Source organism: Pseudomonas sp. Leaf58, from assembly GCF_003627215.1.
Lineage (GTDB): Bacteria > Pseudomonadota > Gammaproteobacteria > Pseudomonadales > Pseudomonadaceae > Aquipseudomonas.
Genome location: NZ_CP032677.1, coordinates 1,953,916 through 1,972,402 on the forward strand (window position 1 = coordinate 1,953,916; position 18,487 = coordinate 1,972,402).

Annotated in this window: 13 protein-coding genes; 8 read left to right on the plus strand and 5 right to left on the minus strand. The window is 62.7% G+C overall.

Annotated elements, in window-relative coordinates; all coding sequences use genetic code 11:
* Positions 1-35: 35 nt before the first annotated feature.
* The 4 genes from pabB to DV532_RS09170 form a co-directional block, all read right to left on the minus strand.
* Positions 36-1,379, minus strand: coding sequence for an aminodeoxychorismate synthase component I (gene pabB, locus DV532_RS09155; protein ID WP_056800242.1), 1,344 nt, complete (start codon positions 1,377-1,379; stop codon positions 36-38).
* Positions 1,380-1,502: 123 nt separating this feature from the next.
* Entirely contained in the window at positions 1,503-2,483 is a 981-nt protein-coding gene (locus DV532_RS09160) for an alpha-L-glutamate ligase-like protein (protein ID WP_056800245.1), read from the minus strand.
* On the minus strand, positions 2,483-4,018 hold the full coding sequence (locus DV532_RS09165) for an inactive transglutaminase family protein (RefSeq protein ID WP_056800247.1): 1,536 nt from the start codon (positions 4,016-4,018) through the stop codon (positions 2,483-2,485). Before DV532_RS09165 ends, DV532_RS09160 begins: the two co-directional genes overlap by 1 nt.
* A 5-nt stretch (positions 4,019-4,023) precedes the next feature.
* Positions 4,024-4,560, minus strand: a complete 537-nt coding sequence (locus tag DV532_RS09170; protein WP_027919647.1) for an ATP-dependent zinc protease — start codon at positions 4,558-4,560, stop codon at positions 4,024-4,026.
* A 307-nt stretch (positions 4,561-4,867) separates the two neighbouring features.
* On the opposite strand from DV532_RS09170, the gene DV532_RS09175 reads away from it, so the two are divergent.
* From DV532_RS09175 to prpD, 6 genes are all read left to right on the plus strand, one after another.
* Positions 4,868-5,584: a GntR family transcriptional regulator gene (locus tag DV532_RS09175; protein WP_056800250.1), complete on the plus strand. Its 717-nt coding sequence runs from the start codon at positions 4,868-4,870 to the stop codon at positions 5,582-5,584.
* Entirely contained in the window at positions 5,581-6,471 is an 891-nt protein-coding gene (gene prpB, locus DV532_RS09180) for a methylisocitrate lyase (protein WP_056800251.1), read from the plus strand. The genes DV532_RS09175 and prpB overlap by 4 nt, the downstream gene beginning before the upstream one ends.
* 162 nt (positions 6,472-6,633) lie before the next feature.
* On the plus strand, positions 6,634-7,761 hold the full coding sequence (gene prpC, locus DV532_RS09185; protein ID WP_056800253.1) for a 2-methylcitrate synthase: 1,128 nt from the start codon (positions 6,634-6,636) through the stop codon (positions 7,759-7,761).
* 158 nt (positions 7,762-7,919) lie between these two features.
* Positions 7,920-10,508, plus strand: a complete 2,589-nt coding sequence (gene acnD, locus DV532_RS09190; RefSeq protein ID WP_056801509.1) for a Fe/S-dependent 2-methylisocitrate dehydratase AcnD — start codon at positions 7,920-7,922, stop codon at positions 10,506-10,508.
* A gap of 162 nt (positions 10,509-10,670) precedes the next feature.
* Complete coding sequence (gene prpF, locus DV532_RS09195) at positions 10,671-11,861, plus strand: 2-methylaconitate cis-trans isomerase PrpF (RefSeq protein ID WP_056800255.1); 1,191 nt, start codon at positions 10,671-10,673, stop codon at positions 11,859-11,861.
* A 167-nt stretch (positions 11,862-12,028) separates the two neighbouring features.
* Complete coding sequence (gene prpD / locus DV532_RS09200; RefSeq protein ID WP_056800259.1) at positions 12,029-13,513, plus strand: 2-methylcitrate dehydratase; 1,485 nt, start codon at positions 12,029-12,031, stop codon at positions 13,511-13,513.
* 158 nt (positions 13,514-13,671) lie between these two features.
* On the opposite strand, the gene acnB is transcribed toward prpD, so the two are convergent.
* On the minus strand, positions 13,672-16,281 hold the full coding sequence (gene acnB / locus DV532_RS09205) for a bifunctional aconitate hydratase 2/2-methylisocitrate dehydratase (protein WP_056800262.1): 2,610 nt from the start codon (positions 16,279-16,281) through the stop codon (positions 13,672-13,674).
* A 406-nt stretch (positions 16,282-16,687) separates the two neighbouring features.
* Here acnB and DV532_RS09210 point away from each other — a divergent pair, with 406 nt between their 5' ends.
* Positions 16,688-17,155 carry a DUF1289 domain-containing protein gene (locus DV532_RS09210; RefSeq protein ID WP_162241134.1) on the plus strand — a complete coding sequence of 156 codons (468 nt, stop codon included), beginning with the start codon at positions 16,688-16,690 and terminating at the stop codon, positions 17,153-17,155.
* 73 nt (positions 17,156-17,228) lie between these two features.
* Positions 17,229-18,467 (plus strand): hypothetical protein, encoded by a 1,239-nt coding sequence (locus DV532_RS09215; protein WP_056800266.1) that lies wholly within the window; start codon positions 17,229-17,231, stop codon positions 18,465-18,467.
* The last annotated feature ends 20 nt before the right edge of the window (positions 18,468-18,487 follow it).

Genomic DNA, 18,487 nt, shown 5'->3' on the forward strand with positions numbered 1-18,487 from the left:
TGTGGCGGCGGGCGTGCCCGCGATGCCGGCGCCGATCACAAGCCTTGCAGCGTCTCCATCAGCACCCGCACCTTGGCAATCGACTCTTCATACTCGGCCTGCCACTCGGAATCGGCCACCACCGCGCCCCCACCCCAACAGCTGACTTGCCCGTCCTTGACCAGCAGGCTGCGAATGGCAATCGAGCTGTCCATCTCGCCGCGCACGTCCACATACATCAGCGAGCCGCAGTACAGTGCGCGGCGCGAAGGCTCCAGCTCATCGATGATCTGCATGGCGCGAATCTTCGGGGCGCCAGTGATCGAGCCGCCGGGGAAGCTGTCACCGATCAGGTCCAGGGCGTCCTTGTCGCGGGCCAGCCGGCCAATGATGCTGCTGACCAGGTGGTGCACGTTGGGGTAGCTCTCCAGGCTGAACAGCTCTGGCACCTGCACCGAGCCGATCTCGCAGGTGCGCCCCAGGTCGTTGCGCAGCAGGTCGACGATCATCAGGTTTTCCGCGCGGTCCTTGGGGCTGTGCCGCAGCGCTTCGGCATTGCTGGCGTCCTCGGCCGGGTCCGCCGAGCGCGGGCGGGTGCCCTTGATCGGGCGGGTTTCCACCTGGCCCTGGCTGACGCGGATGAAACGCTCGGGCGAGAAGCTGAGCACGGCGCTGCCGTCGGCCAGTTGCTGGTAACCGGAGAAAGGCGTGGGGCAAGCTTTGCGCAGGGCCTGATAAGCGCTCCACGGGTCGCCCTGGCAGGGGGCGCGGAAGCGTTGGGTAAGGTTGATCTGGTAGCAGTCACCGGCCTGGATGTAGCGCTGCACCTGGTCGAAGGCGGCCTTGTACTGCTCGGGCTGCAAGTCGCCGGTCATCGCAGCCAGTAGCTGGAAGCTGCCGCTTTTTGCGTTGTCGACAGTTTCGAACAGGCTAATCAGGCGTTCGCGTTCGCCGCCCGCCAGGCTTGGGTGGAATACCAGTTGGCTGGTGGCGCGCTGGTGGTCGGTGACCAGTGCCCAGGCATACAGGCCCAGTTGTGCGTCCGGCAGGCCGAGGTCGTCAACGGCCAGGCTTGGCAGGTGTTCCAGGCGGCGGCCGAAGTCATAGCTCAGGTAGCCGATCAGGCCACCGGCGAACGGTAGCTCGCTGCCTTCGGGCAGGTGGGCATGGCCCAGTAGCGCCAGGCCCGCGCGCAGGCGCTGGAGGAAGGCGCGGCCATCCTCATCAGGTTGCGCCTGTAGCTGTTGCACCGGCCAGGCACTGAGCAGGTCGAAGCGGCCGCGTTCGGCGCCGGGGCGGGCGCTGTCGAGCAGAATCGCACCGGGGGCCTGACGCAGGCGGGCGAAGTAGGCAGCAGGGTCGGGCTGGTAGGGTAGGGGGTGGAGCGTACAGGTCGGCATCAGTATGGACGGCGATGTAAAAGCGAGGGGGACGATTGTAGACCTGTGTAGGAAAAGCGCCTAGCACTGGGCGCGACATTCAACATCGTGTTGTGTTTGGGGCCGCAAAGCGGCCCCCGTATTTCATTGCCCAGGCACGTGGCCGAACAACCCTTGTGCTACCCGCACCCGCTGCTCGGCATCCTCGGTAATACCCTCCTTGGCCAGCGCTTCCAGGTGCGCCTCGATAGCATGGGTACGCTGGGTAAGCCCGCAGTCGTTGGCGATCTGGATGTTCAAGCCTGGGCGGGCATTGAGCTCCAAAATTAGCGGCCCCTTGTCCTGGTCCAGCACCATGTCGACGCCAATGTAGCCCAGGCCACACAGCTCGTAGCAGCCGGCGGCGAGCTTCATGAAGCCGTCCCAGTTCGGCAGTTGCACGCCATCCACCGCGTTGGTGGTATCCGGGTGCTTGCTGATGATGTTGTTCAACCAGGTGCCGCGCAGGGTTACACCAGTGGCCAGGTCGACGCCCACGCCGATGGCGCCTTGGTGCAGGTTGGCCTTGCCGCCGGACTGGCGGGTTGGCAGGCGCAACATGGCCATTACCGGGTAGCCCATCAGCACGATGATGCGGATGTCCGGCACGCCTTCGTAGCTGATGCTCTTGAAGATCTGGTCGGGGGTGACCCGGTACTCGATCAGCGCACGGTCGCGGTGGCCGCCCAGCGAGTACAGGCCGGTGAGGATGCTCGAGATCTGGTGCTCGATTTCTTCATGGCTGATGATCTTGCCCGACACCGTGCGGTAGCGGTCCTCGAAGCGGTCGGCGATGACCAGGATGCCGTCACCGCCGGCGCCCTGCGCCGGCTTGATGACGAAATCGTTGCGCCCGCCGATGATCTGGTCAAGCTTGTCGATCTCTTTTTCGGTCTCGATGATGCCGTACATTTCCGGCACATGAATGCCGGCCGCCAGGGCGCGCTCCTTGGTGATGATCTTGTCGTCGACGATCGGGTACAGGTGGCGCTTGTTGTACTTCAATACGTAATCCGCATTGCGCCGGTTGATACCCATGATGCCCCGGGCCTCCAGGGCTTTCCACGTCTTGATCAGGCCAAACATCAGGCGTCAGCCTTCTTCAGGAATGCCTTGAAGCGCACGAGCTCGGTCAGGCGGTAACCGCGGTAGCGGCCCATCGCCAGCATGAAGCCCACCAGGATCAGCAGCACGGCCGGGAAGGTGAACACAAAGTACACCAGCTCCGGCACCATCATCAGCAGGTGCGCCACGGAGGCGGCGAACAGGGTGCCGATGGCCACTTTCATGGCATGGCCGCCGCCACGCTCTTCCCAGGTGATGGACAGGCGCTCGATGGTCATGGTCAGGATGACCATCGGGAACAGTGCCACCGACAGCCCGCGTTCAAGGCCCAGCTTGTGGCTGAACAGGCTGATGGCGGCGATCAGCACGACGACGAAGGTCAGCACCACCGACAAGCGCGGCAGCATCTGCAGTTTCAGGTGCTCAAGGTACGAACGTAGCGACAGGCCCAGGGCGGTAATTACCGTGAACAACACGATACCGAAGCCCAGCTGGGTTTCGCGGAAGGCCAGGGCGATCAGCACTGGGGTGAAGGTACCCAGGGTTTGCAGGCCGATCAGGTTGCGCAGCACCAGGATCACCAGCACGCCGATCGGGATCATCACCATGATCATGAAGGTTTGCTGGGTCTGCAGCGGCAAGCCGTACAGCGAGTATTCGAGGAAGTCGGCGTCGGTATTCTCGTCGGTCAGCTTGGCCAGGCGAATGGCGTTCATCTCGCTGTTGTTCATGCTGAAGGTAACGTTGGCCTTCTTGCCGCCATCGACGGTGATCAGGTTGTCATCACCGGTCCACCACAGCAGGCGGTCGCTGGGCAGGCCCTGCTCGCCGGTGTCCGGGTTGAAGTACAACCAGTCGTTGCCGTTGAAGCTGCGCAGCCACAGTTCAGGGGTTTGCGGGGTGTCGGCCACCAGGCGGATGGTGTGCACCTTCTCCATCGGTACGTGGGCGATCGACAGCAGCAGGTCGATGACCTGGGCCTTTTTCATGGCCGAGGTGTCACCGGCCAGCAGCAGCTTGACGTTGTCGTCGTTGAGGTTGTTGACCCGCTTGATGGTCTCGCTAACGAAGGTTTCGACGTCGGCGGAGTGCTGGCGGATAGGTGCCATCAGGGCTTCGGCGGCAATCTTCTCGGGGCCATCCACCGCCAGGCTGTCACGGAAGGTCGGGCCTTTGACCGTGGTTTTCTCGTTGCTGTAGCGCTTGGTCAGTACCAGGCGGTAGTAGAGGGTTTGGTTGCCGCTGGCGCGACGGGCCGACCAGGTGACCTTGCGGTTGCCGTCGGCGCGGTTGACGCTCACCCCGTAGTTGTTGGAGATGAAGCTCTCATTGAGGCTGACGTAGTCGCGGTTCAGCGGTGGCACGAACATCTGCACCTTGACCGGGTCCTTGGTACTGGCCACGAACTCGACCTTGGCGTCGATGTTCCACAGGTCGTCGGTTTCATCCTCAGTCACCGGGATGCCGAGGACGAAGATCTGATAAGCGGTGACCGCCACGCCCAACAGCACCAGCACGGTGATCAGGACTTTCAGATGGAGGGTAAGAGAGCGCATCGGGATTACTCTGCTTTGGGAGCGTCGGTGGCACAGGCAGGTTTGCCGGCCGCATATTTAAGGCTTGGGTCTACCAGCGCGTCGAAGTGCTTGAGCGCCTCGGAGCCAATCAGCAGCGGGAACTGGAACGCGCTGCGGTCGGTGAGGTTGACTTCGATGGTGCGCCTGGCCTGGCCCATGCAAATTTCGAGTTCGATGACCGGGCGGGCCGTGTAGGCCTTGCCCGATTCGGCATCGTAGTCACCGGCCCGGCGCTTGATTTTGCTCACGCGTGCCAGGGGGCGTTCGATTGGGTGCGAATGCGCAGCATCGATGGCCAGGTAGAAGCGCACCCAGCTTTCGCCGTTGCGCTTGAACCGCTTGATGTCGCGGGCGCTGAGCGATGCGGTCTTGGCGCCGGTGTCGAGCTTGGCGGCCACTTCCAGGTCCAGATCGCCCAGGCGTGCATATTCGTTGAGACCATACACGGTCTTGCCCGCCGCCTGGCCAAGGGCCGGCAGCAGGGTGAGGCATAGCAGCAATAAAACGGGTGTAAGTCTCATATTCCTGGCGCGGTGCAGTGCAAGGTTCTGGGCAAGGTTTGGGTCAAGGCGACTGGCAACTACTGCGCAAGCGTCCTCGTGCATCTGTCAACAAGCATGAATGTATGACAGACAGGCTATCCATAACCCCATCGGAGGCGCGGCATTCTATCACGCCGACGTCTTGACGCCAGCGGTGCGCGATCTGACAGCGGTGGGTGGGCGATAGTTCGTTCTTAGACGATTGTCGACAATATTCATTTTGTCTTTGACTGTGACGGCTTATTTAGCTAATTTCTCGCAAAGAGATTTTCAAGGTGTCGACAATATGCAGGACCTTTCCACCCCCAGCCCGATGCTGACAGACGAAACGGAAACCTTGTCCGAAAACGTCTTCCGGCGCATCCAGGCGGCCATCGTCAAGGGTGACATCGCCCCCGGCAGCAAGATTTCCGAGCCGGAACTAGCGCGCACCTATGGCATCAGCCGTGGGCCGCTGCGCGAGGCTATCCACCGCCTCGAAGGCCAGCGCCTACTGGTGCGCGTGCCGCATGTGGGGGCGCGGGTGGTGTCACTGAACCACGCCGAACTGATCGAGCTGTACGAAATTCGCGAATCGCTGGAAGGCATGGCCTGCCGCTTGGCCGCCGAACGCATGAGTACGGCGGACATCGATGAACTGCGCCGGGTGCTCGACACCCATGAGCGCGATGCCGCGTTCCAGGCCGGCCTGGGCTACTACCAGCAGGAAGGCGATTACGACTTCCATTACCGAATCATTCAGGGTAGCGGCAACCAGACCCTGGTCAAGATGCTCTGCGGCGAGCTGTACCAGCTGGTGCGCATGTACCGCATCCAGTTTTCGGCCACGCCCAATCGGCCACGCCAGGCCTTCGCCGAGCACCACCGCATTCTCGATGCCATCGCCGACCGTGACGGCGAACTGGCCGAACTCCTGATGCGCCGCCACATTGGCGCGTCCAAGCGCAATATCGAGCGTCACTACCTGGACGCTCACAACAACAGCCCACGAGGTGAGAAATGACTGTGAAGAGCACCCCCGGTCAGCGTTTCCGCGACGCCGTTGCCGCTGAACATCCGCTGCAGGTGGTAGGCGCTATCAACGCCAACCATGCCCTGCTGGCCAAACGCGCCGGCTTCAAGGCCATCTACCTGTCCGGTGGCGGCGTGGCTGCAGGCTCCCTGGGCCTGCCAGACCTGGGCATCAGTGGCCTGGACGATGTGCTCACCGACGTGCGCCGGATCACCGACGTGTGCGACTTGCCACTGCTGGTGGATGTCGACACCGGCTTTGGCTCCTCAGCCTTCAACGTCGCCCGCACTGTCCGCTCGATGTGCAAATTTGGTGCTGCTGCGATCCACATCGAGGACCAGGTTGGCGCCAAGCGTTGCGGCCACCGCCCGAACAAGGAAATCGTCAGCCAGCAGGAAATGGTCGACCGCATCAAGGCCGCTGTCGATGCTCGCACCGATGACAGCTTCGTGATCATGGCGCGTACCGACGCCCTGGCCGTCGAGGGCCTGAACGCTGCGCTGGATCGCGCTGCCGCCTGCGTCGAGGCCGGCGCCGACATGATCTTCCCAGAAGCCATCACCGAACTGCAGATGTACAAGACCTTCGCCGACCGGGTGAAGGCACCTATCCTGGCCAACATCACCGAGTTCGGCGCCACGCCGCTGTACACCACCGAAGAGCTGGCCTCGGTTGATGTGTCGCTGGTGCTGTACCCGCTGTCGGCGTTCCGTGCCATGAACAAGGCTGCCGAGAATGTGTACACCGCACTGCGCCGCGACGGCACGCAGAAGAACGTGATCGACACCATGCAAACCCGCATGGAGCTCTACGATGCCATTGGTTACCACGCTTTCGAGCAAAGCCTGGATGCGCTGTTTGCCCAGAAGAAAGGCTGAAGGCTTTGTTGGAGCGGCTGGCCTCTTCGCGGGCAAGCCCGCTCCTACAAACAGGTTTCCACTGCCCCCTGTAGGCCCGGGTTTACCCTTGAAGAGGCCGGTACAGGCAAACACGATTAGCCAGCAAGACTTCCATAACAAATTCAAGAAAGGAGAAACACCATGGCCGAAGCAAAAGTACTCAGTGGCGCAGGCCTGCGCGGCCAGGTGGCCGGCCAGACTGCGCTGTCGACCGTGGGCCAGGCCGGTGCCGGCCTGACCTACCGTGGTTACGATGTGCGTGACCTGGCCGCCGCTGCCGAATTCGAAGAAGTCGCCTACCTGCTGCTGTACGGCGAGCTGCCGAGCAAGGCCGAGCTGGCCGACTACAAGCACAAGCTCAAGGGCCTGCGTGACCTGCCCCAGGCGCTGAAGGAAGTGCTTGAGCGCATCCCCCGCGACGCCCACCCGATGGACGTGATGCGCACGGGTTGTTCGGTGCTGGGCACCCTCGAGCCAGAGCTGACCTTCGACGCCCAGCGCGACAAGACCGACCGCCTGCTGGCGCTGTTCCCGGCGGTGATGTGCTATTGGTACCGCTTCACCCACGACGGTGTGCGCATCGACTGCACCAGCGACGAAGACACCCTGGGCGGCCACTTCCTGCACCTGCTGCATGGCAAGAAGCCCAGCGCGCTACACGTCAAAGTGATGAACGTGTCGCTGATCCTCTACGCCGAGCACGAATTCAACGCGTCGACCTTCACCGCCCGCGTTTGTGCTTCGACCCTGTCCGACCTGTACTCGTGCGTAACCGCCGCTATCGGCTCGCTGCGCGGCCCGCTGCATGGTGGTGCCAACGAAGCGGCGATGGAGCTGATCGAGCGCTTCCAGAACCCGCAGGACGCCACGGCCGAGCTGCTGCGCATGCTCGAGCGCAAAGACAAGATCATGGGCTTTGGCCATGCCATCTACAAAGAGTCCGACCCGCGCAACGAGGTGATCAAGGGCTGGTCAAAGCAGTTGGCCGACGAGGTCGGTGACAAGGTGCTGTACCCGGTTTCCGAAGCCATCGACAAGACCATGTGGGAGCAGAAGCGCCTGTTCCCCAATGCCGACTTCTACCATGCCTCGGCGTACCACTTCATGGGCATCCCGACCAAGCTGTTCACCCCGATCTTCGTCTGCTCGCGCCTGACCGGCTGGGCGGCGCACGTCTTCGAGCAGCGCGCCAACAACCGCATCATCCGCCCGAGCGCCGAGTATGTCGGCGTCGAGCAGCGCCAGTTTGTGCCGATTGAGCAGCGCTGATTAGTTATAGAGAGGCAACCCGTTTCCCTTGTGGGAGCGGGCTTGCCAGCGAATGCGTCCGACCGGGCAACCCATTTGCACCTGCTGACGCATTCGCAGGCAAGCCCGCTCCTACAGGGACGGAGCAACCTTCCGAATCCTGTGACCGAGCCTGAATGATGAACACTGCATACCGCAAAGCCCTGCCAGGCACCGACCTGGACTATTTCGATGCCCGCGCAGCGGTCGAGGCGATCAAGCCCGGCGCCTACGATGGCCTGCCTTACACCTCCCGCGTACTTGCCGAAAACCTGGTGCGCCGCTGCGACCCGGCCACCCTCGACGCCTCGCTGGGCCAACTGATCGAGCGCCAGCGCGACCTCGACTTCCCGTGGTTCCCGGCCCGCGTGGTATGCCATGACATCCTTGGCCAGACCGCGCTGGTCGACCTTGCCGGCCTGCGTGACGCCATTGCCGACAAAGGCGGCGACCCGGCCCAGGTCAACCCGGTGGTGCCGGTGCAATTGATCGTCGACCACTCGCTGGCCGTCGAGTGCGGTGGCTTCGACCCGCAAGCCTTCGAAAAGAACCGCGCCATCGAAGACCGTCGCAATGAAGACCGCTTCCACTTCATCAACTGGACCAAGAAAGCGTTCAAGAATGTCGATGTGATCCAGCCGGGCAACGGCATCATGCACCAGATCAACCTGGAGAAGATGTCGCCGGTCATTCACAGCGACCGTGGCGTGGCCTACCCGGACACCTGCGTTGGCACCGACAGCCACACCCCGCATGTCGACGCCCTGGGCGTGATCGCCATCGGCGTGGGCGGCCTGGAAGCCGAAAACGTGATGCTCGGCCGCGCCTCGTGGATGCGCCTGCCAGAAATCGTCGGTGTCGAGCTGACCGGCAAGCTGGCGCCGAACATCACCGCCACCGACTTGGTGCTGGCCCTCACCGAATTCCTGCGCAAGCAGAAAGTCGTCGGTGCCTACCTGGAATTCCATGGCGAGGGTGCCCGCGCCCTGACCCTGGGCGACCGCGCCACCATTTCCAACATGGCCCCGGAATACGGCGCCACTGCGGCAATGTTCGCCATCGACCAGCAGACCATCGACTACCTGCGCCTGACCGGTCGCGAAGAGCAGCAGGTCAAGCTGGTGGAAACCTATGCCAAAGCCACCGGCCTGTGGGCCGACAGCCTGAGCGGCGCCGTCTACGAGCGCACCCTGAGCTTCGACCTGTCGAGCGTGGTACGTAATATGGCAGGCCCGTCCAACCCGCATGCCCGTGTCGCCACCAGCGACCTGGCGGCCAAAGGCATTGCTGGCAGCTGGGAAGAAGTGCCGGGGCAAATGCCTGACGGCGCGGTGATCATTGCCGCGATTACCAGCTGCACCAACACCAGCAACCCACGCAACGTGATTGCCGCAGGCCTGATCGCACGTAATGCCAACAAGCTTGGCCTGGCCCGCAAGCCGTGGGTCAAGTCGTCGCTGGCGCCGGGCTCCAAGGCCGTGCAGCTGTACCTGGAAGAGGCTGGCCTGGAGAAGGAGCTCGAGCAGCTCGGCTTTGGCATCGTCGCCTTCGCCTGCACCACCTGCAATGGCATGTCTGGCGCGCTAGACCCGGTGATCCAGCAAGAGATCATCGACCGTGACCTGTACGCCACCGCGGTGCTGTCGGGCAACCGCAACTTCGACGGGCGTATCCACCCGTATGCCAAGCAGGCGTTCCTGGCTTCGCCGCCGCTGGTGGTGGCCTATGCCATCGCCGGCACCATCCGCTTCGACATCGAGAAGGATGTGCTGGGCGTGGTCGATGGCAAGGAAATCCGCCTCAAGGACATCTGGCCTAGCGATGAAGAGATCGACGCCGTGGTACGTGCGGCGGTCAAGCCGGAGCAGTTCCGCAAGGTGTACATCCCGATGTTCGCCATCGAGGAAGACCGTGGGCCGAAGGTGGCGCCGTTGTATGAGTGGCGCCCGATGAGCACCTACATCCGCCGCCCGCCATACTGGGAAGGGGCGCTGGCTGGCGAGCGTACCCTGCGTGGCATGCGCCCGCTGGCGGTGTTGCCGGACAACATCACCACCGACCACCTGTCGCCGTCCAACGCCATCATGCTCGACAGTGCCGCTGGTGAGTACCTGGCGAAGATGGGCCTGCCGGAAGAGGACTTCAACTCCTACGCCACCCACCGTGGCGACCACCTGACCGCGCAGCGGGCGACCTTCGCCAACCCCAAGCTGTTCAACGAAATGGTGCGCGGGGAAGACGGTAGCGTGAAGCAAGGTTCGCTGGCGCGCATCGAGCCGGAAGGCAAGGTCACTCGCATGTGGGAGGCGATCGAGACCTATATGCAGCGCAAGCAGCCGCTGATCATCGTCGCCGGTGCCGACTACGGCCAGGGCTCGTCCCGTGACTGGGCGGCCAAGGGCGTGCGCCTGGCGGGTGTCGAGGCGATCGTCGCCGAAGGCTTCGAGCGTATTCACCGCACCAACCTAGTCGGCATGGGTGTGCTGCCGCTGGAGTTCAAGCCAGGCACCGACCGCAAGACCCTGGGCCTTGACGGCAGCGAGACCTATGACGTGCTGGGCGCGCGTACGCCAAGGGCGACGCTGACCCTGGTGGTTACCCGCAGCAATGGCGAGCGCCTGGAAGTGCCGGTGACCTGCCGCCTGGACACCGCCGAGGAAGTGTCGATCTATGAGGCGGGCGGGGTGCTGCAGCGCTTTGCCCAGGACTTCCTCGAAGCGTCCGCCTAACCATAAGAGCGGGGGCCGCTTTGCGGCCCATCGCCGGCAAGCCAGCTCCCACAAGGATCGTGTAATTCCGCAACCAGCGCGATACCTGTGGGAGCTGGCTTGTCGGCGATGGGCGGCTTAGCAGCCCCGGGGTTTATGCCTTTCAGACAGGACAGCAAAGCAATGGCTCACGTACCGCAAGTAAAAATCCCCGCCACCTACATCCGTGGCGGCACCAGCAAAGGCGTGTTCTTCCGCCTGCAAGACCTGCCCGAGCAGGCGCAAATCCCCGGACCGGCCCGCGATGCCCTGCTGCTGCGGGTAATCGGCAGTCCCGACCCCTACGGCAAGCAAATCGATGGCATGGGCGGCGCCACGTCGAGCACCAGCAAGACCGTGATCCTGTCGCCGAGCATCAAACCCGAACACGATGTCGACTACCTGTTCGGCCAAGTCAGCATCGACAAGGCCTTCGTTGACTGGAGTGGTAACTGCGGCAACCTCTCTGCGGCGGTCGGTTCGTTCGCCATCAGCAGCGGCCTGGTCGACCCGGCCCGTATTCCGCGCAATGGCATTGCCACCGTGCGCATCTGGCAGGCCAATATCGGCAAGACCATCATCGCCCACGTGCCGATTACCGAAGGTGAAGTGCAAGAAACCGGTGATTTCGAGCTGGACGGCGTAACGTTCCCGGCGGCCGAGGTACAGCTGGAGTTCCTCGACCCGGCGGCTGACGAAGACGGTGACGGTGGCGCCATGTTTCCGACCGGCAACCTGGTCGATGACCTGGTGGTGCCGGGGGTTGGCACCTTCAAGGCAACCTTGATCAATGCCGGCATCCCAACCATTTTCGTCAATGCGGCGGACATCGGCTACACCGGTACCGAATTGCAGGATGCCATTAACGGCGACCCGCAGGCGCTGCTACGCTTCGAGACTATTCGTGCTTATGGCGCCGTGCGCATGGGCCTGATCGACAACGTCGACCAGGCTGCCGGGCGTCAGCACACGCCGAAAGTGGCTTTCGTCGCGCCGCCGAGCACCTACACTGCGTCCAGTGGCAAGGCGGTGCAGGTGGGTGATATCGACCTGCTGGTGCGGGCCTTGTCCATGGGTAAGCTGCACCATGCAATGATGGGTACGGCCGCAGTGGCTATTGGTACTGCGGCGGCCATTCCGGGCACGCTGGTCAACCTCGCCGCTGGCGGGAGCGAGCGCAGCGCCGTGCGTTTCGGCCACCCCTCTGGCACCCTGCGGGTCGGTGCCGAGGCGCGCCAAGTGAATGGTGAGTGGACGGTGACCAAGGCAATCATGAGCCGCAGTGCTCGCGTGCTGATGGAGGGCTGGGTTCGCGTGCCTGGCGATAGCTTCTAACGCACCACTGGCGCTCGGCTTCAAGCGGGGCCGCTGCGCGGCCCATCGCCGCCAAGCCAGCTCCCACAGGTACTGCACAGGCCTCAAGAACTGTGCGAACCCTGTGGGAGCTGGCTTGGCGGCGATGGGTTGCGCAGCAGCCCCAGCACTTTTGAAGGGAGCTGGATATGAGCGCCAATGTGGACCTCAACGACCGCCCGGACTACGACCGGGTGCTGCAAACCCTGGCTGACTACGCCCTTGGCTACCGGGTCGAATCCGCCGAAGCCCTGGACACCGCGCGCAACTGCCTGATGGACACCCTCGGCTGCGGCCTGCTGGCCCTGCGCTTCCCGGAATGCACCAAGCTCCTCGGCCCTCAGGTGGACGGCACCGTGGTGCCCAATGGCGCACGTGTCCCCGGCACCGCCTACCGCCTTGATCCGGTCAAGGCTGCCTGGGACATCGGCTGCACGGTACGCTGGCTGGACTACAACGACACCTGGCTGGCCGCCGAATGGGCCCACCCCTCGGACAATCTCGGCGGCATCCTGGCCGTTGCCGATCACCTGTCGCAGAAGCACCTGGCCGCTGGTGAAGCCCCCCTGTTGATGCGTGATGTGCTGGAAGCCATGGTCATGGCCCACGAGATCCAGGGCGTGTTGGCGCTGGAAAACGCCTTCAACCGGGTTGGCCTCGATCACGTGATACTGGTCAAAGTGGCCTCCACCGCAGTCTGCGCAAGGCTAATGGGCGCCAACCGCGAACAGATGCTCTCAGCGTTGTCCCACGCCTTCGTCGACGGCCAGGCGCTGCGTACCTATCGGCACGCGCCCAACGCTGGTTCGCGCAAGTCGTGGGCCGCTGGCGACGCGTCCAGCCGCGGCGTGCGCCTGGCCGACATCGCCATGCGCGGGGAGATGGGCGTGCCCGGTGTGCTTACAGCGCCACAATGGGGCTTTTACGACGTGCTGTTCAGCCACACCAACAAGGACCTGGCGCTCAAGCCGGCCGGCCAGCAAGCGTTGCGGGTGCCACAGACCTTGGGTAGCTATGTAATGGAAAACGTCCTGTTCAAGGTCAGCTTCCCTGCTGAGTTTCACGCCCAGACCGCCTGCGAAGCCGCAGTTATCCTGCACCCGCTGGTGCGCAACCGCCTGCATGAAATCGACCGCATCGTTATCACCACCCAAGAGTCGGCGATCCGTATCATTTCCAAGAGCGGCTCGCTGGCCAATGCCGCCGACCGCGACCATTGTTTGCAGTACATGGTGGCGGTGCCGTTGATCTTCGGTCATCTGGTGGCCGAGCATTATGAAGACACCTTCCACGCCCACCACCCCAGTATCGACCGCCTGCGCGAGAAGATGGAGGTGGTGGAAGACCCACGCTTCAGTCGCGAGTACTTGGAGCCGGACAAGCGCTCGATTGCCAATGCGCTGCAGGTATTTTTCAAGGATGGCAGCAGTACCGAGCAAGTGCTTGTGGAGTACCCGATCGGACATCGGCGGCGGCGCGGGGAGGGCATACCGTTGCTGGAGGCAAAGTTCAGGGCCAACCTGGCGACACGCTTTGCGCGGCAGCGGTGCGGGGAAATACTGGCTGTGTGCAAGGACCAGCAGAAGCTTGAGCAGATGGCGGTGCACAGGTTTGTCGACCTGTTCGTGATCTGACGTTGCTGCGTGCGGTTTTCAGGGGTTGTGGTTTTCGATGGAGGAGCGGGCTTGCCCGCGAAGAGGCCGGCAATGCCAACACAAAAACCATAAAAAAGCCCCGGCATTTCTGCCAGGGCTTCTTCTTGTAGCTTGCAGCTTACAACTCGCCGCTCAGCTTACGCCTGAACCACTGGGATCTTGGCGTTGGCCGCCGCTTCACGGAACTCGGCGATCTGGTCGAAGCTCAGGTAGCGGTAAACGTCGGCAGCCATGCTGTCGATGTCTTTCGCGTACTGCATGTACTCTTCGACGGTCGGCAGCTTGCCGATGATCGAAGCGACAGCAGCCAGTTCGGCCGATGCCAGGTACACGTTGGTGGCGTCGCCCAGGCGGTTCGGGAAGTTACGGGTCGAGGTGGAGACCACGGTCGAACCGGTCTGCACGCGTGCCTGGTTACCCATGCACAGCGAGCAGCCTGGCATTTCCATGCGCGCACCGGCCTTGCCGTAGATGCCGTAGTAGCCTTCTTCGGTCAGCTGGTGAGCGTCCATCTTGGTTGGCGGGGCCAGCCACAGACGGGTCGGGATACCGCCCTTGACCTTTTCCAGCAGCTTGCCGGCAGCGCGGAAGTGGCCGATGTTGGTCATGCACGAACCGATGAACACTTCGTCGATCTTCTCGCCCTGTACCGAAGACAGCAGGCGGGCATCGTCCGGGTCGTTCGGCGCGCAGAGCACAGGCTCTTTGACGTCGGCCAGGTCGATTTCGATGATTTCAGCGTATTCGGCATCGGCGTCGGCCGACAGCAGCTCAGGCTTGGCCAGCCAGGCTTCCATGGCCTGGGCGCGACGCTCCAGGGTGCGGGCATCGCCGTAGCCTTCGCCGATCATCCAGCGCAGCAGGGTGATGTTGGACTGCAGGTACTCGGCAATGGCCTTTTCCGGCAGCTTGATGGTGCAACCGGCAGCGGAGCGCTCGGCCGAGGCGTCGGACAGCTCGAAGGCTTGCTCGACGGTCAGATCGTCCAGGCCTTCGATTTCCAGGATGCGGCCGGAGAAGGCGTTTTTCTTGCCTTTCTTCTCGACGGTCAGCAGGCCCTGCTGGATGGCGTAGTAAGGGATGGCGTGGACCAGGTCACGCAGGGTGATGCCTGGCTGCAGTTTACCCTTGAAGCGCACCAGGATCGATTCTGGCATGTCCAGCGGCATGACGCCGGTGGCGGCGGCGAAGGCCACCAGGCCGGAACCGGCTGGGAACGAGATGCCGATCGGGAAGCGGGTGTGCGAGTCGCCACCGGTACCCACGGTATCAGGCATCAGCATGCGGTTCAGCCAGCTGTGGATGATGCCGTCGCCTGGGCGCAGCGACACGCCGCCACGGGTGCGGATGAAGTCTGGCAGGGTGTGGTGGGTGTTGACGTCAATCGGCTTCGGATAGGCCGCGGTGTGGCAGAACGACTGCATGACCAGGTCGGCGGAGAAGCCCAGGCACGCCAGGTCTTTCAGCTCGTCGCGGGTCATCGGGCCAGTGGTGTCCTGGGAACCGACGGTGGTCATCTTCGGCTCGCAGTAAGCACCTGGGCGCACGCCCTGGCCTTCTGCCAAGCCGCAGGCACGGCCGACCATTTTCTGCGCCAGGGTGAAGCCTTTGCCGGTGTCGGCAGGCTGCTCTGGCTTCTTGAACAGGTCCGAAGCGCCCAGGCCCAGCTCGGCACGGGCTTTTTCGGTCAGGCCACGGCCGACGATCAGCGGGATTCGGCCGCCAGCGCGGACTTCATCCAGCAGAACTTCGGTTTTCAGCGCGAAGTTGGTGACCAGTTCGTCGCTGCCGTGACGGCGCACTTCGCCTTTGAACGGGTAAACGTCGATGACGTCGCCCATGGCCAGGTCGGTGCAGTCGAACTCGATCGGCAGGGCGCCGGCGTCTTCCATGGTGTTGTAGAAGATCGGGGCAATCTTGGTGCCGAAGCAGAAGCCACCGGCACGCTTGTTCGGTACGTACGGGATGTCGTCGCCGAAGAACCACAGCACCGAGTTGGTGGCGGATTTACGCGAGGAACCGGTACCCACCACGTCGCCGACGTAGGCAACCGGGAAGCCCTTGGCCTTGACCGCTTCGATCTGCGCCAGTGGGCCGACCGAACCTGGCTGCTGTGGCTCGATGCCGTCACGGGCCATTTTCAGCATGGCCAGGGCGTGCAGCGGGATGTCAGGGCGCGACCAAGCGTCCGGAGCAGGGGACAGGTCGTCGGTGTTGGTTTCGCCAGGCACCTTGAACACGGTCAGGGTGTACTTGTCGGCGATGGCCGGACGCGAGGTGAACCACTCGCCGGCAGCCCAGGAGTCCAGCACGGCCTTGGCGTGAGCGTTGCCGGCCTTGGCTTTTTCGGCCACGTCGTGGAAGGCATCGAACATCAGCAGGGTGTGCTTGAGCTGTTCGGCCGCGACGGCGCCCAGTTCGGCGTCATCCAGCAGTGCGACCAGCGTTTCGATGTTGTAGCCGCCCTGCATGGTACCCAGCAGTTCGGTGGCGTGCTTGCGGTCGATCAATGGCGACTTGGCTTCGCCCTTGGCGACGGCGGAGAGGAAAGCGGCCTTGACATAGGCAGCTTCGTCGACCCCTGGTGGTACGCGGTTGGTGATCAGGTCTACGAGGAAGGCTTCTTCGCCGGCCGGCGGGTTTTTCAGCAGCTCGACCAGGCCTGCAGTTTGTTCGGCGTTCAGCGGCTGGGGCACGATACCCAGGGCGGCGCGCTCTTCGATGTGTTTGCGGTAGGCTTCAAGCACAGTTATTTCCCTCATCAGTGGTCCCTAAAGGGGGTCCGGGACGCTCATCCAGCATTCAATGCACCCATGCGCTGCCACGGCTTTTTGGGCCGCCCAGCCAGGGTCGCAAAGAATCCTTACAGAAGCTGCTTTCAAAGTTTTACGCCTGCAGAACGGGGAGCTGATGAGGGCTGGCACGGGCATGCGAGGGATGCATGGCCCGGGCCAACGCCGTTCTACCGGATGTACTGTGCTCGTGACGCTTTGAAAACAGCTTCCAACGGACATTGTTGCCTTTGAAAAGGCCGGATGATTCTACGGTAAAAAAAGCCCGAAGGTAAGGCGCTGAAGATGACTTTAACGAGTGACCCTGGTTAGACAAAGGGCTAACATGGGCCCGTGTTCCACCGCCAAGCTGTTGTTTTTCATGTCCAACAAGTCCATCAAAACCCCTTGCGTCGGCCTGTGCTCCACGGTGTACGGCGACACGGTGTGCCGTGGCTGCAAGCGTTTTCACCACGAAGTGATCAATTGGAATGGCTACGACGACACGCAAAAGCGCGCCGTGTGGCTGCGCCTTGAGCAACTGCTGGTGCAGGTGATGATGGCCAAGCTGGAAGTGTTCGACAAAGGCCTGCTGCGCCAGCAACTGGAGCAGCGTTCCATCCGCTTCGTCGCACAGCAGTCCGAGTATTGCTGGGCCTATCAGCTGATCGCCCGCGGGGCGCGGATGATCCGTGACCTGGAGGCCTACGGCATGGTGTTGCTGCCCGAATTTCGCGATTGGCAGCTGCCACAGCTGCGTGATGCCATCGATCGCGAGTTCTTCCTGCTGTCCGAAGCGCATTACCAGCGCTATATCGCGCCGGCATTTCTGGCGCAGTCGTTGAAGTAGACTGCTTCCTTCTGTAGGGCATAGCCTTGCCCGGTTAGCGTTTGGCTCACCTCAAGCAGCACAGTGAGTCACCATGAGCGATTACCTTTACCACCCTGATTTCTCCTTTCTGGCGCGCTGCTGGTGGCAGCTGTCCGATGAACTGCTCAACCCCGATCAATGGTGGGACTCCATTGCCGAGCTCGCGCCAGTGTGGCTGCACTTTGGCGGAGCCGGCATTCACAACGATAAATGGTACAAGTACCTGCGCGCAGAGCCCGAAGGCGAAGGGCCGTTGCAGCTGGGGCCGGAGGACTACAGCCGGCCAGGCCATGTCTATGGAGAGCTGTTCTGGTTTGCAGCCTATGTGTCTTCGAAGGGGCAGGCAGGGCCGAAGCTGTGTTATGAGATCAGGCCCTACGACAGAAAGTGGAAGCCACTCAACAGGATAGTCCACCACAACCCTACCGTATTGTCGGGCTATGCGGGCATCAAGGATGTTGCAGAGCCTGAGGCGGGTCAGCATTGCTTGAGCGGCCCTTCGCACTTGTGGTCCTTGGCTGGGCTCGATTACCGAGAAATAAAGCGCGGCGCGCGAATGTGCAACGTGATCTTGCAAAATGCCGCCGGCCAGCGGGCAAGGCGCTACGCCAACAATGGGGCTTGGTTGATCAACACCGTGAATGGCAAGCCTGGCCTGATGGCCCTGGAAGTGCTGGATTATGCTCATGAAGCCCGTGACGTTGCATGGGGCTCTGGTTTGAACCAGATAGGCAGCCGATACGCATTCAAGCCGGAGTACAGTTTCATTGCGCGTAGCTGGTGGCGGCCTGACGAGCCCTCGGCACCGGCAGGCCTCATTGCCGCGCGGTTCGATGAGGGGGTGGAGTGGTACCCCAGGGCCGGGCTGAATGTGGAGGCCAGCGACACCCTGCAGGATCGCTGGTGTGACGATGAGACCCGCCCGGCCTGTGACCATTTCTGGTTTGCGGCCTATGTGGACAACGGGGCGTGTGTTTACGAAATATGGCCGCTCGACCAGCGTGGCAGGCGCTTGAACTTCACCCTCCGAGAACAGCAAGGGTGGCGCACGAGCCTGGCGCAACGTGGGGAAAAGGAGCGTGCGGAGCCGGATTTTCTCTGGCGGCTGGTGGGATTGGACCCGGCTGCCCTGGAGGAAGCTACAACGGTAACCAATGTGAAGTTGCAACACATCAGTGGTCAGCTTGTGAAGCTGGCGCATACCGGTAGCGAAAACAGGCTGAGGGCAGGGGTGCAGGGTGATGATGGTTCCCTGACACTGCACATACTGGAAACGTCAGCCAGAAGTTAGCCCGGTAGCAGGGCGCCGTA